Here is a 15,475-nt window from a genome sequence, read left to right on the forward strand (position 1 = left end):
GAGCGCGCAGTGAGCGGAATGACAAAGTATTTCCGCGCATTCTGCGATTCGTTGACAGGGATTCTCGGCGGGAAATACGGTGAATCACCGGTCCGCCGCGAGAAATGCGCGAGGAATCCATGCTCACGAGTTCTGAACGGGTCGGCGGCTGGCACGTCGCCGGTACCGGCGCCACCACGCTGTCGACACTCCTGACCGCCCGCGCGGCGGCCGACGGCGACCGGGTGGCGCTGACCTGGTTCGGCTTCCGCGCCGCCGCGGCGACCACGCTCACCTGGGCGGAACTGGACCGCCGGGTCACCGCGGTGGCCGCGGCGCTGCGGCAGGTCACCGAGCCGGGGCAGCGGGCGGCGGTGCTCATCGCGCCGTCCGCCGACCACGTCGTCGCGGTGCTCGCCGTGGTCCGGGCCGGCCTGGTCGCGATCCCGCTGCCCCCGCGGAGCCCGGCGGCCATCGCCGACGCCGGGCCCGTGATCGTGCTGGCGACGGCGGACACCGTGGCCGCCACCCGCCGTTTTCTGTCTACTTTGGACACGTGTGGGCACCGGGTGCTGGCCGTCGACGCCGTCGAGGACGCGCCGGGTTTCACCGAGGACCCGGTGGCCGCCGAGGACGTCGCCTACCTGCAGTACCCGGCCGGGGTGATGGTCACGCACGCCAACGTGGTGGCCAACGCCCGGCAGACGGCCGCCGTGCTGCAGGGGCGGACGGTCCTGAGCTGGCTGCCGCCGACCGATCCGCTCGGGCTGCTGCTCGCCATCGCCGTGCCGATCGTCTCCGGGCGGTCCGCGGTGCTCGTCGACCGGCGGGACCTCCTGGCCGAGCCCGCCCGCCTGCTTGCGGACCCGGCGCTGCGCGACATCGGCACCTTGGTGGCCGACACCGATCCGGACCTGGCCCGGCTTCTGGGCGCGTTACCGTCCGACGCGCGGCGGGTGTGTCACGTCCTGGCCGAGGCGACGGCTGTGGTCACCGCGGCGGGCGTCCCCGCCGGGCAGCGGATCGCGATCGTCGACCCCGGTGGGCGGCGCGTGCCCGACGGCGAACCCGGCGAAATCTGGATCAGCGGACCGAACATCGCCCGTGGCTACTGGCAGCGGCCCGAGGAGTCGGCTCACGTCTTCTGCGCCCTGATCACCGGCGACGACGAGCCGCGGTGGTGGCTGCGCTCCGGCGACCTCGGCTTCCTCGACGAATCGGGCGAGCTGCACGTCACCGGCCGGTGCGCGGACCTCGTGGCCGGGCACCACCCGGGCGACCTCGAGGCGACGGCGGCCGAGGCGCACCCGGCGGTGGGTTCGGCGACCGCCTTCAGTGTCGGCGACGCGCAGGCCGTGATCGTGGCCGAGCTGGCCGACGGCGTCGTCCCACCGGCTCGCGGGGAGGTCGAACGGGCCGTCCGGGCCGCGGTGTCGGCCGCGCACGAGCTCGTCCCGCACCGAGTCGTCGTGGTGCCGCCGGGCGGGCGGCCGCCGGAGCGGGCGCGGTGCCGGGACCGGTTCGCCGCCGGTCTGCTGGACGGCTCGCGGTGAACGACCCCGAACGGCTCCGCCGCTGGCTCGCCGAGCGGATCGCCGGGCTCGCCGGGCTTCCGGTGGAGGTGGTCGAGGCGGGTGTCCCGCTCGCCGAACTGGGACTTTCCTCGCGGGACGCGGCCGTGATCGCGGCCGAGCTGGGGGAGCTGCTCGGCCGCGAACCCGACTTCGGCCTGCTCCGGCGGTACCCGTCGATCGCGGCGCTGGCCGAGGCGCTCGCGGCCGCCGGGCCGCGGCCCCGGGCCGGTGACCCGGTCGCGGTGATCGGCCTCGGCTGCCGCCTGCCCGGCGGGATCTCCTCACCCGGCGAGCTGTGGCGTGCCCTTCTGGCCGGCGCGGACGTGGTCGGTGCCGTGCCCGCCGACCGCCGCCCGTGGGCCGAGGGACCCCGGCACGGCGCGTTCCTCACCGACGTCGCCGGGTTCGACGCCGCTTTCTTCGGGATCGGCGCGGCCGAAGCCGCGGCCATGGACCCGCGGCAGCGGATCGTCCTCGAGACGACGTGGGCCGCGCTCGAACACGCCGGGATCGCCCCCGGCACGCTGCGCGGCACCCGCACCGGTGTGTTCGCGGGCGTTTCGGCCGTGGAGTACGTGTCTTCCGGGTCGGCGTCGATGATCGCGAACCGGGTGTCGGACCGGTTCGACCTGCGGGGGCCGAGCTTGGTCGTGGACACCGCGGACTCGGCGGCGCTGGTCGCCGTCCACCACGCGGTGCGCGCGCTGACCGCGGGGGAGGCGGACCTGGCGCTGGCCACCGGCGTCCACCTGCTGCTCGCGCCGCCGGTGGCCGCCGCGTTCGCCCCGGACGGCCGGACGAAGGCGTTCGCCGCGGCCGCCGACGGCATCGTGCCCGGCGAGGGCTGCGGTGTCGTGGTCCTGAAGCGGCTCGCCGACGCCCGCCGCGACGGCGACCGCGTGCTGGCCGTCGTCCGGGGCAGCGCGGTCGGCTCGGACGGCCGTGCCACCGGCCCGGCGGCGCAGCAGCAGGTGCTGGCCGACGCGCACGCCGTCGCGGGCTCCGATCCCGCCACTGTGGACTACGTCGAGGCGCACGGCACCGGGACACCGCTGGCGGACGCGGTCGAAGCGCAGGCCCTCGACGTCGTGCTCGGCCGCCACCGCGACCCGCGGCGGCCGCTGCTGCTCGGCTCGGCCAAGACCGGCTTCGGTCACCTCGAAGGCGCCGCCGGGATCCTCGGCCTGGTCAAGGTGGTGCTGGCGCTCTGGCACGACCGGATCCCGCCGTCGCTGCACTTCGCCGAGCCGAGCCCGCGCATCGACTTCAGCAGGCTGACCGTGGTGGACCGGGCGGTGGACTGGCCCCGCTACGGCGGCACCGCGCGCGCCGGCGTCTCGGCGTTCGGCGCCGGCGGGACCAACGCGCACGTCGTGCTCGAAGAGTGGCCGAGGCCCCTCGAACCGGCCGCGCCGGCGTCGCGGTGGAACGGCAGGCCGCAGGTGTTCACGGTGTCGGCCAAATCGGAGACCGCGTTGCGCCGCCGGGCGGGCGACCTCGCGGACTGGCTCGCCGGGCCCGGCCGGGCCACCGCGCCGGGTGACCTGGCCGCGGCGCTCGCCCGGCGCCGGGAGCCGCTGCCGCTGCGGGCCGCCGTCGTCACCGCGTCCCGCGCCGCTTTGACCGCGGGCTTGCGGGCCGTGGCCGATGGCGGGACCACGGCGGACGTCGTGCGGGGCACGGCCGGGCGCGAGCTGCCGCGCCCGGTCTTCGTCTTCTCCGGGTGCGGTTCGCCGTGGCCGGTGCTGGGACGGCGGCTGCTGAGCGCCGAGCCGGAGTTCCGGGCCGCGGTGGCCGAGCTGGAACCGGTTTTCCTGGCCAAAGCCGGGTTCTCGCTGCGGGCCGCGTTGCGGGGGCGGCAGGCGAACTGCGGTGATCCGGCCGTGGTGCTGTTCGGCACGCAGGTCGCCCTCGCGGCGTGGTGGCGGGCCCACGGCGTCGAGCCCGCCGCGGTGCTCGGCCACTCGACGGGCGAGGTCGCCGCGGCGGTCGTCGCGGGCGCCCTGGACGTCGCGACCGGGCTCGACATCGTGATCGGCTGGGCGGAAGGGCTGGCGGAACGGTCCGAAGGTGCGACGGCGGTCGTCGAGCTGTCCGCGGCCGAGGTGTCCGCACGGTTCCCGGACGTCACGGTCGTGGCGTACGACTCGCCGACGCACTGCACGGTCAGCGGGCGCGCCGAAGACATCGCCGTGGTTCTGTCCGAAGTGGACGGTCAGCGGGTCGCGGCGTGGCGTTGCACCCCGGTCGACGCCGCCCGGTTCCGCGCCGGACTCGGCGAGCCGCGGCCACCGGCGACGACCTGCTACTCGAGCGCGCTCGACGACCCGCGCGCCGTGCCCGCCTTCGACGCGGACCACTGGGCGGCCGCCGCGGCCGGGCCGGTCCGGTTCGCCCAGGCGGTCGCCGCCGCGATCGCCGACGGGCACCGCTGGTTCGTCGAGGTTTCCCCGCACCCGATCGCGCTCGCGGCCGTCGAACGGACCGCCGCGGCGGCCGGGGTGGCGGTGCGGACGCTGGCGACGTTGAGCCGTCGAGAGCACGAAGAAAACGCTTACGCGCGTTCGCTGGCCGAGCTGCACGTCGCCGGGTACCCGGCGGTGCTCGACCGGCGGTACCCGGAAGCGCCGGTGCTCGACCTGCCCCCGCCGCCGTGGGACCACCGCAGCTTCCGGCCGCCGCGCCCGGCGCTCGGCCACCCGCTGCTCGGCACCCGCGTCGAGGTGCCGGAGGAGGGCAGGCACCTGTGGCAGGCGGCGATCGCGCCGGACGCGCCCGCGTGGCTCGGCGAGCACCGGGTGCACGACGTCCCGGTGTTCCCGGCGACCGGGTACCTCGAGCTTCTTCCTCGCGGGCGCCCGCGAGCTGCTCGGCACCGACCGCGTCCGGGTCGACGGCCTGGCGGTCCACCGGCTGCTCGCCGTCACCGGGGAAACCCTGCTGAGCACGGAAGTCCGGGCGGACGGCACCGCGGTCGTGCGGGCCAAAGCCGGGGCGGGCTGGGTGCGGCACGCGACGGCGTGGGTGTCGGCCGACACCGACCCCGCACCGCCTGCTCTGTCCGAAGTGGACGCGACGATCGAGGGGCCGGAGTTCCGCGGCCTGCACTCGGTCCGGATCGCCGACGGTCGCGTCTCCGCGTCGGTGTCGCCCGCCCCGCCGGGCTATGTGCTTCACCCGGTCCTGGCCGACAACTGCCTGCGCGCGCTCGCCGCCGTCCTGCCCGGCGACGCGGCGGAAGCCCGTCTGCCGGCCGGGTTCGGCCGGGTCCGGCTGCTCGGCGACCCGCGCCGGGGCATCCGGTGCGAGGCCGCGCGCACCGGCGGCGTGGTCCAGCTGCTCGACGCGGACGGCGCGGTCGTGGCCGACTTCGGCGACGTCCGCTTCGAGGCACTCACCGGCGTCCCGCTCGCCGCCCGCGCGTTCGGGACGAGCTGGCCCGAGGTGCCGCTGCCGCCCGGTCCGCCCGGGGAGCCGGGCTCGTGGCTGCTGCTCACCGACGAGCACCCGGTCGCGCTCGGCCGGGCCGTGGCGTTGGCGCTGGCCCTCGCCGAAGCCGGCGACGAGGCGCTTTCCCTGCCGCAGGACGACCTCGACGAGCTGCCCGGGCTCCTCGCCGACCGGCCGGTGCGCGGCGTCGTGTTCCTCACCGGGGCACCGCACGCCTACCACGACCCGGAGGACGCCCGTGACCTGCTGCGTGCGGTGCTGTCGGTGGTCGCCCGCCTCGGCGACGGCGTCCGGCTCCACCTGGTCGCGCAGTCCGGTGGCGAGCCGGGGCTGGCGTTCGTGCGCGGGCTCGTGCGGGTGCTCGCCTTCGACCGGCCGGGCCTGCGGGCGAGCCTCGTCGACTTCGACGCGCGGTCCGATGTGGACGTTCTGGCGCGGGAACTGCGTGCGGACGCGCCCGACGACGAGGTGCGCTGGCGCCGCGGCGTCCGGTACGCGGCGAGGCTGGCCCGCGTGCCGCTGGTCGACGGCGTCGCGACCGGGCCAGGCGCCTACGTCGTCACCGGCGGGTTCGGCGCACTGGGCCTGGCCACCGCGCGCTGGCTGGCCGAGCACGGCGCCACCCGGATAGTCCTCTGTGGACGTCGTGGGGGCGACGTCCGGCTGTCCGGAGTGGACGTCGTGGTGGTCGCCGGGGACATCGCCGAGGCCGGAGTCGCGGACCGGCTGGTCGCCGCCGCGACCGCGGACGGCTTGCCGTTGCGCGGGATCGTCCACGCGGCCGCGGCCGGCGACGACGTCGAAGCCACCTGGCGGCCGAAGGTGCTCGGCGCGCGGCGGCTGCACGAGGCGACCGCCGACTCGCCACCGGACTGGTGGCTGACGTACGCGTCGGCGGCGGCGTTGTTCGGTTCGCCGGGACGGACCGCCGTCGCGACGGCGGACGCCTGGCTGGAGGCGTTCGCGCGGTGGCGGCGGTCCCGGGGCCTGCCCGCGACGACGGTGCACTGGGGCGCGTGGACGGCGGACCCCGTGCTGGACTCGATGCCGGTCGCGGAAGGCCTCGACGCCCTGCCCGCGGTGCTCGCGTCAGACCTGCCGTCGGTCGGGATCGCGCGCCTCGACGTCGGCCGCGCGGCCGGGCTCCTCCCGCGTCGGCCGTTCTTCTCGGCCCTCCAGGCGGACGTGCAGCCGTCACCGGCCGGTGGCACCCCGCACGAGCGGCTGGCCGTCCTCTTCGCCGGGCTGCTGGGCTGCCCGCCCGGCGCGGTCGCCCCCGACGTGCCGCTGGTCGAGCTGGGCCTCGACTCCTTGACGGCGACGCGCGCGCGGGCCGCGGTCGAGCGCGAGTTCGGCGTCGCGCTGCCGGTGCCGCTGCTGCTGCGCGGCGCCGACCTGGACGACCTGGCCGAGTACGTGACGAGCCCGGCCGAGCCGGTGCGTGCGGCCCCGCGGGTGCTGCGGGAAGGCGAGGGCACGCCGGTGCTGCTCTTCCCGTCCGCCGGGCACGTCGCGCTGGTGGAACACCTGACCGTCCCCTGCTACGGCTTCGAGCCCCTCGGCCCGGAGCGGTGCGTCGAACTCCTGCGGACGGTCCAGCCGACCGGGCCCTATCGCCTCGGCGGCGGACTGCTCGCCTTCGAGGTCGCGGTGCGGCTGACCGCGCTCGGCGAGCGCGTCGACGTCGTAGTGCTCGTGGACGCGACCCCGCCCGCGACACCGATGCCGCCGTACCCGGGCCGCGTCGTGCTGTTCCACGCCGAGGACGACGCCGCGCTCGGCTGGGCCGCGTGCTGCGCCGACCTGCACGTCGAAGTCGTGCCGGAGGACGCCGAGGCGCTGGCCCGGCGCCTCGCGGCCGAGCTGGCCGGGCACCCGAGTCCCGGCGCCACCCCCGTGTCGACCCTGGAGGAGCCGTGAAGAGAGCCGTGGCACTGGTCGTGCTGCTGATCGCCGCGACGCTGGGCGGGGTGAGCACGGCGTCGGCCGACGACGGCGCCCGCGTCACCGCCGAGAACCGCGTCGACGAGCGGACCCTGGACCTGACGATCTCGTCCCCGGCGCTGGGCACGACCGCGCCGGTGCGGGTCCTGCTGCCGCGGTCGTACGCTCAGGAGCCGTCGCGGACCTGGCCGGTGCTGTACCTGCTGCACGGCTGCTGCGAGGACAAGGACTACCAGTCCTGGGACTACTTCACCGACGTCAAGGCGTTCACCGCGGACCAGGACGTCATGGTCGTGATGCCGAGCGACGGCCGCGCCGGGATGTATTCGCAGTGGTGGAACTTCGGGCTGAGCACGAAGCCGGACTGGGAGACCTTCCACACGGTGGAGCTGCCGCAGCTGCTCGAACGCGGCTACCGCGCGGGCACCACGCGCGCGGTGGCGGGCCTGTCGATCGGCGGCTACGGGGCGCTGGCGTACGCGTTCCGCCACCCGGGGATGTTCCGCGCGGCGGCGTCGTTCAGCGGCGTCCCGAACACGCTGCAGTTCGGCGTGCCCGAAGTGATCCAGGGCATCCTGCTGCGCGAGGGTCTGAGCTTCTACGCGTTGTGGGGCAACCAGTATTCGACGCCGTGGCTGTGGTCGGCCCGCAACCCGTACGGGCCTGGCCGCTGCTGTCGGCGTCCCTCGGCCTCGTGCGCTGAAGGGGACTTTCCTCGCATCACATGAGCTGAAGGGGACGTTCGTCGCATCACATGCACTGAACGTCCCCTTCAGCCCGCGTCCGGTGGGCGACCGCGCGTTCGATGGGTCAGGTGAGCGTCGCCCGCAGGGCGAGGATCATCTCGAAGCGGTCGTCCGGATCCCGCAGGCTGTCCGCGAAGAGGGCCTCCAGCTCCTGGGCCCGGGCGCGGACCGTCTGCGGGTGGATCGCCAGCCGGTCGGCGACCTCGCGGACGTTGCCGCACGTCTCCAGCCACGCCAGCAACGTCCCCGCCAGGCGGTTGTACTGCTTCGGCGTCAACGCGGTCAGCGGGCCGAGGCGGCGCCGGGTCACCTCCGCGGCGAGGAACGGCTCCTTGCGCAGCCACAGCGTCGCGAGGTGGTCTTCGCACCAGGTCAGCGGCTCGTCCGGGAGGACGTCCGGCACCAGCCGCAACGCCTCCTGCGCCGTCGCCAGCGACCGGCCCGCCTGCCGCGGCGGGACCGGCGGCCCGACCGCGGCCCGGTGCCCGGCCAGGGCCGCGGTGAGCGGAGCCCGGTCCGACGGCGCGGGCAGCAGCAGCCGCGGCGTCCCGTCTTCGAGGTCCTCCAGCGCGTCCAGGCCCGAGACGTCGGCCGGGCCGTCGAGAGCCACCGCGACCAGCCTGTGCGGCAACGGCCACTCCGCCGCCGCGGCGGCTTCCTGCACCGTGCGCGACGGCGACGGCGGGTCCGCCAGCAGCAGGTCCAGCAACCGGCGGCGACGCCGTTCCAGCGCGCCCGCCGCGCGCGCCTGCGCCGCCGCGTGCCCTTCGATCGACAACGCGGACAGCTCGTCGATGTAGGCGAAGATGGCCTCGGCGAGCAGGCACAACGTCGCCGACGGCACGCCCGCCCGCGTCCCCACCTCGGCCATCCGCCGCCACGTCACGCGCGCGCCGACGCGGTAGGCCGCCTGCAGGACGTCGAGGTTGCGGCCCTGCGCGAGTTCGTGCACACCGAGCCCGACGAACACCTTCCGGCGCTCGTCCGGCAGCGGGCCGGACGCCGCGATCCGGTCGATGAACTGCAGGATCGCCGCCTGCACGCCCGCCCGCAGCGCCTTGCCGAAGGCGCCGTCGAGCGGCCGCGCGTAGTCCGGGATGGTCCGCTGGATCTCCCGCAGCACTTCGTCGGCGACGTCGAGCATCCGCGGCCGGAACACCGCGGCCAGCTCGCGGGGGAGCATGGCCCACAGCTGTCCCGGCCGTCCGTCGCCGCCGAGCATCGGTCCGAAGGTCGTTTCGCCGGACGGTCCCGTCACGGAAACCCCACCTCGTCTTTGAGGGAGTCAGGAGCCGAGCAGGGCCTCCGCCCGCAGCGCGATCTCCATGTCGAGCCGGTCGTCGGCGTTGTTGAGCCGGTCGCCGAACAGGTCGATGAGCTGGTGCATGCGGTACCGCACGGTCTGCGGGTGCACCTTGAGCTTCTTCGCGATCTCGGGGGCGCTGCCGCGGGACTGGAGCCAGATCAGCAGCGTCTCGCCGAGGCGCGCCCGCTGCTTCGGGGTGAGGTCCTTGAACGGTTCCAGGCTGCGCGAACACAGCTCGCGGACGAGGAATTCGTCGGCGAGCAGCCACAGCGTGGAGAGGTGGTCGGTGCAGCGGGTCACCGGCGCGTCCGGCAGCACCCCGCGCTGGACGAGCTTCAGCGTCCGGCGCGCCCACAGCAGCGAGCGCGGCGCGTCGGTGAGCCGCACGGTCGGGCCGATCACCGCGCGCCAGCCCTGCAGCCGCTCGGTGAGGTTCTTCAGGTGCTTGGCCGGGTCGCCGGTGACCAGGCACGGCTCGCCGCCCTCGAGGTCGACGAGGACGTCGGAGTGCAGGTCCGGCGCGGCGAGGCTGTGCTGGTCGGCGCGGGGTTCGAGGGCGACGACGGTGACCTCGGCCGGCAGCGGCCACTGCGCGGTGGCGGCTTGGGCGGTGATGGTCTGCGGCGCGGACGGGGGGTCGGCGAGCAGCAGTTCGAGCAGCCGTCTCCGGCGGCGCGCCCGGGTGCCGGCGGCGCGGGTCTGCGCCGCCGTGTAGCCCTCGATGGACAGCGCGGAGATCTCGTCGACGTAGGCGAAGATCGCCTCGGCGCTGGTGCAGAGCGTGTCCGCGGAGACGCCGGCGGCCTGGCCGAACTCCGAGATGTGCCGCCACGCGACCCGCCCGCCGACCCGGTAGGCGGTCTGCAGGCAGTCCAGGCTGCGGCCCTCGTTGAACTCGATCTTGCCGAGGTTGCGGAACACGGTCGTCCACGTCTCGAGCGGCACGGCACCGGGGGTGCCGACACTGTCGAGGCACTGGATGATCGACTGCCGCACACCCTGCGTGATGATGTGCCCGAACGCGCCTTCGAGCGGCTGGCGGTACTCGGGCACCGCCCGCTGCACCTCCTGCAGGATGGCGCGGGCCAGCGGGTCGACCCGCGGCTTGAAGCGGATCGCCAGCTCGCGGGGCAGCGACGCCCACAGCCCGATGGCGCCGGAAGCGCGCACGGGCCGGGGTTCCGCCGGGGTCCGCGGTGAGGGTGGGTAGGCAGGCCGGGGCCGGTCGGCCGACACGGACTGCTGCCGGTAGGCCGGTCCGGAAGAGCGCTCGCCGGGGGCAGGCCGTCCCGTCCGCAGTGCGGGGGTGGCGAACCCGGTGTCCACGTCGGTCATGTGTTTTATCCTTGCTGGCAACAAAACCGGCCTCTTCGTCGTCGAAGCCGGTCCGGATTTTGTGGCTCAGGCAACATAATTTCGCGCGAACCGCAGTGTCAACGGGTTCTCCGCTGACTTTGCGGTAACCCGTCCGGACTACACCCGAACGGGTGGAACGGCGCGATGGGAGGTGACACTTCCGCCTGGCCGGGATGGTGCGCGGATGACAACTTTTTCAGAGGCGTTCGCGCACCGGATTCAGGGCCGTGAGCCGGGCGACGACGTCGTCGAGGGTCAGCCGCGCGGGCTCGGTGCCGGTGACGAAGTCCTTCAGCAGCAGGCAGAACCCGTCCGGGTCGGCCACGTGCGGAAAGTGTTTCACGTTTTCCAGCACGGTCAAGCGGCTGTCCGGCAGCAGTTCCGCCGTCCGCCGCCCGTGTGTCACGGGGATGAGCGGGTCGCGCGCACCCCAGACCAGCAGCGTCGGCACCTGTTCGGCCAGGTAGAGCTTCTCCACGGCGCTCGCGCGCTGCCCGCGCAGGTCCATCAGGGACCGCGCGATGACCAGGAACGCGCGCCGCCGCGCGGGATCGGCCAGCGAGCCGAAATGCCTGGCCAGCTCTCGTGTTTCAGTTTTCAACGACCTGCCGAGCAGTCGCGCGGCGGCCTTCGCGACCGCGAGCGTCACGCGGTTCACCGCACACGCGAGCACGAGCGGCGCACCGGGCAGGGCGGCGGCGCGCAGCACGGGGCTGACCTCCGTGCCGAGCCCGGCACTGGCGACCAGCACGAGCCGGTCGCACATTTCCGGGAACTGGTAGGCGAACTGCATCGCGATGCCACCGCCGAGCGAATGCCCGACGACGGTCGCGTGCCGCACGCCGGACACGGCCAGCACGTCCCGCACGGTGCTCGCTTGGGCGCCGAGGCCGTAATCCGCGCGCGGGGCGTCCGAATGACCGTGGCCGGGAAGGTCGAAGGCGAGCACGCGACGGCCGAAGGGCGCGCACCGTTCCAGCACGGGCCGCCAGGTTTCGGCGCTGCCCGCGATCCCGTGCAGCAGCACGATCGCTTCGTCATCGGCGCCCGAGTCGGGCAGGTGCTCGTGCAGCCGCAGGCGGCGGCCGTGCAGGGTGAGGGTGTAGGTCTCGAGTGTCATCGGCGGCCTTTCTCGCGAATCCGAAAATAGGCCATCCGACTACTCGCGCCCGGTGTGGCGAACACCACCGTCGCCGAATCCGGGACAAGCATGACAACAACGGTCCCGAAAAGGTGGCCGCGCGTGCGGGTTTTTCCGAAGGGGTGTGAATGCGCATCGACATTCCGCCGGTATCCGGGTATTCCTCGGACATGGCCGCAATGACGCACCGGACGCGCTGATGTCCTGCCGCGCGAGTTTCCATTTCGCCACACCGGGCCAGGCCCTGCCGCGGCGCAGGCCAGATCGTCGGCCTTGGCGGCGGGTGCTGCCGATGCCGGTGCGGGCGCTTGAGCGGGTGGTCGGGGCTCGTGGTCATGGTCCGCGGGCGGGTGTGCGGGTGAGCGGCTGAGGTTGGTCGCACGCCGGGGTTGCGGGCGCGCCTTCCGGGGCCGATCGTCGGGCGCGCCTAGGGGCGCTGACCAGCGGCGGGCCGGTGGCGTGCTGTGGTGGCGGGTGTTGCTCGCCCTCGAACCGCTGCGATCTCCGCACGCCGGGCAGGCAGGCTCAACGTGAGCCGCTGAGCAGCGAGAGTCCTTGGCATGGCGGGGCAGCGGGTGCCGCCCGGCGCGCCCTCAACGCTCGCGGTCACCGTCCGCAGGCCGGTGCGCGCGCATGAGCCGCTGCGCCCTCAGCGCCAGCTGCATGCCGAGGCGGTCGTCGGCGTCCTTGAGGCGGTCGCCGAACAGCTCCTCCAGCTGGCGCAGCCTGTTGCGGACCGTCTGCGGGTGCACGCCGAGCCGCTGGGCGATCTCCGGTGCTCCGCCGCGCGTCTCCAGCCAGGCCAGCAGTGTCTCGCTGAGCCGTTCGCGCTGCTTCTCACTCAGCGAGGCGAACGGGTCCAGGCTCTGCCGGGCCAGCTCGGCGGCCAGGAAGTCCTCGGCGAGCAGCCAGAGTGTCGCCAGGTGGTCGCGGCACCAGATGATCGGGCCCGGCACCTCCGGGCCGGACAGCTGCAGCGCGCGCCGGGCGGTGCGCAGCGCGGCCGGGGCGTCCGCCAGCGGCACCGTCGGCGACACCGCCGCCCGCCAGCCGTCGAGCTTGGCCGCCAGCGGGGCCAGGTCGGCGTCGGGGTCGCGGGTCAGCAGGTGCGGCTCGGGCCCGTCGAGGTCGGCCAGGACGCCGTCGCCGAGCAGGTCGGCGGGGAAGTCCGCGGCGTCGGGGCCGCGTTCGAGGGCGACCATCGCGGCCGTCTCCGGCAGCGGCCAGCCCGCGCCGCCGGCGAGCCCGGCAATGCTGGTCGCGGCGCCTTCGGGACCCTGGACGATCAGCTCCAGCAGCCGCCGCCGGCGCACCGGGACGGCGCCCTCCGCCTCGGCCTGCGCCTGCTGGTAGCCCTCGATCGCGGTGGCGCACAGCTCGTCGACGTAGGCGAAGATGGCCTCCGCGGCGACCGAGATGACGGCCGGGTCGACCCCGGCGGCGACCACCCCGGGGTGCATCGCCCGCCAGGCGACCCTGGCCCCGATGGTGGCGCTGTCCTGCAGGGCGTCGAGGTTGCGGCCCTCGGTGAACTCGATCCGCCCGCGGCCGCGGTAGAACTCGACCCAGTGCTCGTGCGACAGGCCCGGCTCGCCCATCGAGTCGATGCAGTGCTGCACGGCGTACTCGACGCTCTTGACCAGGACCTTGCCGAAGACGCCCTTGAGCGGCTGGCCGTAGGCCGGGACCGTGCGCTGGACCTCCTGGATCATCGAGGCCGCGGCGTGCCCGACGTGCGGGCGCAGGCCCGCGCCCAGCGCGCGCGGCAGCGAGGCCAGCAGGCGGAAGCTGCGGTACTCGACCACGAATCCCCCTCGGTGTCCGGTGTGGGCAGAGCGTATCGGACGGATGTGTCACGGAAATCAACGAGGTGTTCCCGGAAAGAGTGACGCGATCACGTCCTTTTGACACGGACGGGTGGGCGTCCTACGCTCCGTGTCAGATGGTGGGGGCTATTTCCGAGTGTCGATTAATCCGGTGGAGGACCGAATTCCCCATGCGCGGTTCTCCTGCTTCCGACGGCTCGGTCTGGGCCCGGCTGCCCCACGAGCTCGGCGACGTGGTGCGCCCGCGGATCCCGGAGATCGCGCGGGCCTGCGTGGACGGCATCGCCGCCGAGATCCCGGAATATTCCCGGAGTTTCGGGGAGGACCCGGGCCGCGCGGTGGCGATCGAGCTGACGCGGCGCGGGATCGAGCGCGACATCGACCGCGTGGGCACGCCGGCGATGTGGCAGGCGGACCGGCTGGCGGAGTTCCGCGCTCACGGACGTGAGGCGTTCCACAATGGCCTGAGCCGCGAAGCGGTGCAGGCGGCGGTGCGGGTGTCGAGCCGGGTGACGTGGCGCTGGATAGCGGACATCGCCCGGGAAGCGGGCTTGTCCGGCGACGTCCTGTACGGAGCGGCGGAGGGCATGTTCGCCGACGTCGAGACATCGATGGCGGCGGTGGCGGAGGGCTACAGCGCGGCCGAAGCGGCGATGTCGGGAACGGGCGAGCGTCACCGCCGCCTGCTGCGAGCGTTGATCGACGGCCGCACACCGGCCGAAGTGGACGGTCTGGTGGCGGCATCGGGCTTGGCGTTGCCGCCGCGGGTGGCGGCGGTGGCGTTCCGGGCGTTGCCGGGAGCACCGGAGTTCCCACCGGGGTTGTTGCCCGAGCACGTCCCGGCGGACCCATCGGGAGACCCATCGGCGGCGCTGACCCCGGCGCCGGACACGGACTTGACGGGGTTGGCGAAGTTACCGGCAGGCTGGACGGCGGCGGTGGGACCGTTGGTGCCGCTGTCCTCGGCCCCTGAATCGTTCCGGGTGGCGAGGCGAGCGCTGGACTTGTCGGCGAGGGGGCTGCTGGACGCCCCGGGCCCGGTGGTGTGGTGCCGAGACCACGTGACAACGCTGTTGTTGCTGGCGGACGAGTTCCTGGTGACCCAACTGGCGGCGACGACGTTGGAGCCATTGGCGGGCCTGACGGGACGGCGGCGAGAGCAGCTGGCGGAGACGTTGCTGGCGCTGGTCCAGACCCGGGGGAGCGCGCCGGAGCTGGGAAGGTTGCTGGACCTGCACCCGCAGACGATCCGGGCGAGGTTGAAGAAGCTGGCGGAGTTGTTCGGAGAGAAGCTGGACGACCCGGCGGAGAGACTGAGGCTGGAGCTGGCATTGCTGGCAGAGAGAGCCCTGCCGAACGGAGACTGAGCAAAGCGCCCCAAGGCGGCCTTGGGTGCGTGAGACGCAACGAAGGCCGCCTTGGGTGCGTCTGACGCACCGAAGGCCACATTGGGGCGCTTGCCCCGCCCAACGAAAGGCGAGGGCGCCGGAGGCCAAACCGGCACCGAAAGGGAGTCCGGAGACAACCGAGCAGCCCCCACCCCCGAACCGATACGCAGCCGCCTCAGCGGTCCTGGCGCCGGGTCAAGGCACGCTTTCCCGCCTTGACGCGGTGCCAGGACCGTTGAACAATCCGGCGTTCGGCTCGGGGAGAACAAGGGGAGAAACGGCGTCGGCGACGCGAACCGGCGGAGCCGACCGGGGAAAGACCCACCGCCGGTAACCGAACCACCGAAAGGCGGTCCCCGACAGAGTCCCGAGCACCATCCCGGACACGAAGTCGGCGACCTCCTGAGCGACATACCCCACGTACGGTTCAGCCAGGTGCAGCACATACCGAGAGACGAGCGGCGGAACGAGATTCACCGCCACGGCACCGGCGTTGACGGCGAAGAACAGGGTCGCCTCCCGCACCCGCCGATGACCCCCGCGCGACGCGAACGACCAGCGCCGGGAGAGCAGATAAGCGAACGCCGTCGAGGCGACCGTGGCGATGAAAAGAGCCGTTACCGGTTTCTCCCGCAACACGGTGAGCTTCAGGCTGTAGTCGCCCAGTAGGGTGACCCCGTACGCGGCCAGGCCGACGACGGCGAAGCGGAGCAGCTCTCGCGGCTCGGGCATGGTTCCTCCAGGTGACGCCGACAGGGTGGAGGT

At 74.0% G+C, this 15,475-nt stretch carries 8 protein-coding genes and 3 pseudogenes; 6 read left to right on the forward strand and 5 right to left on the reverse strand.

Going from position 1 to position 15,475, the window contains the following annotated elements:
• Positions 1–119: 119 nt before the first annotated feature.
• The 5 genes and pseudogenes from QP939_RS24720 to QP939_RS24735 all read left to right on the forward strand — a co-directional run.
• A complete protein-coding gene (locus tag QP939_RS24720; protein ID WP_285459187.1) occupies positions 120–1,532 on the forward strand; it encodes an AMP-binding protein in 1,413 nt (470 codons plus the stop codon).
• Positions 1,529–4,387, forward strand: a pseudogene (locus QP939_RS24725) (beta-ketoacyl synthase N-terminal-like domain-containing protein); the annotation flags it as partial. The gene QP939_RS24720 and the pseudogene QP939_RS24725, both read left to right, overlap by 4 nt.
• A 310-nt stretch (positions 4,388–4,697) precedes the next feature.
• Positions 4,698–4,898: pseudogene (locus QP939_RS51850) on the forward strand (polyketide synthase dehydratase domain-containing protein); the annotation flags it as partial.
• A gap of 99 nt (positions 4,899–4,997) precedes the next feature.
• Complete coding sequence (locus QP939_RS24730) at positions 4,998–6,923, forward strand: KR domain-containing protein (protein WP_352252714.1); 1,926 nt, start codon at positions 4,998–5,000, stop codon at positions 6,921–6,923.
• Positions 6,920–7,606 (forward strand): annotated as a pseudogene (locus QP939_RS24735) (alpha/beta hydrolase); the annotation flags it as partial. The gene QP939_RS24730 and the pseudogene QP939_RS24735, both read left to right, overlap by 4 nt.
• Before the next feature lie 151 nt (positions 7,607–7,757).
• On the opposite strand, the gene QP939_RS24740 reads toward QP939_RS24735, so the two are convergent.
• The 4 genes from QP939_RS24740 to QP939_RS24755 form a co-directional block, all read right to left on the reverse strand.
• Entirely contained in the window at positions 7,758–8,951 is a 1,194-nt protein-coding gene (locus QP939_RS24740) for a PucR family transcriptional regulator (protein WP_285459189.1), read from the reverse strand.
• A 27-nt stretch (positions 8,952–8,978) separates the two neighbouring features.
• Positions 8,979–10,169 (reverse strand): PucR-like N-terminal domain-containing protein, encoded by a 1,191-nt coding sequence (locus QP939_RS24745; RefSeq protein ID WP_285459837.1) that lies wholly within the window; start codon positions 10,167–10,169, stop codon positions 8,979–8,981.
• 382 nt (positions 10,170–10,551) lie between these two features.
• Entirely contained in the window at positions 10,552–11,475 is a 924-nt protein-coding gene (locus QP939_RS24750; protein ID WP_285459190.1) for an alpha/beta fold hydrolase, read from the reverse strand.
• Positions 11,476–12,089: 614 nt separating this feature from the next.
• Entirely contained in the window at positions 12,090–13,301 is a 1,212-nt protein-coding gene (locus QP939_RS24755) for a PucR family transcriptional regulator (protein ID WP_285459191.1), read from the reverse strand.
• Positions 13,302–13,492: 191 nt separating this feature from the next.
• On the opposite strand from QP939_RS24755, the gene QP939_RS24760 reads away from it, so the two are divergent.
• Positions 13,493–14,689 carry a PucR-like N-terminal domain-containing protein gene (locus QP939_RS24760; protein ID WP_285459192.1) on the forward strand — a complete coding sequence of 399 codons (1,197 nt, stop codon included), beginning with the start codon at positions 13,493–13,495 and terminating at the stop codon, positions 14,687–14,689.
• A 216-nt stretch (positions 14,690–14,905) separates the two neighbouring features.
• On the opposite strand, the gene QP939_RS24765 is transcribed toward QP939_RS24760, so the two are convergent.
• Positions 14,906–15,442 (reverse strand): GtrA family protein, encoded by a 537-nt coding sequence (locus QP939_RS24765; RefSeq protein ID WP_285459193.1) that lies wholly within the window; start codon positions 15,440–15,442, stop codon positions 14,906–14,908.
• Between the last annotated feature and the right edge of the window lie 33 nt (positions 15,443–15,475).

This window comes from Amycolatopsis nalaikhensis, assembly GCF_030264295.1.
In the GTDB taxonomy this organism is placed as follows: Bacteria; Actinomycetota; Actinomycetes; order Mycobacteriales; family Pseudonocardiaceae; genus Amycolatopsis; species Amycolatopsis nalaikhensis.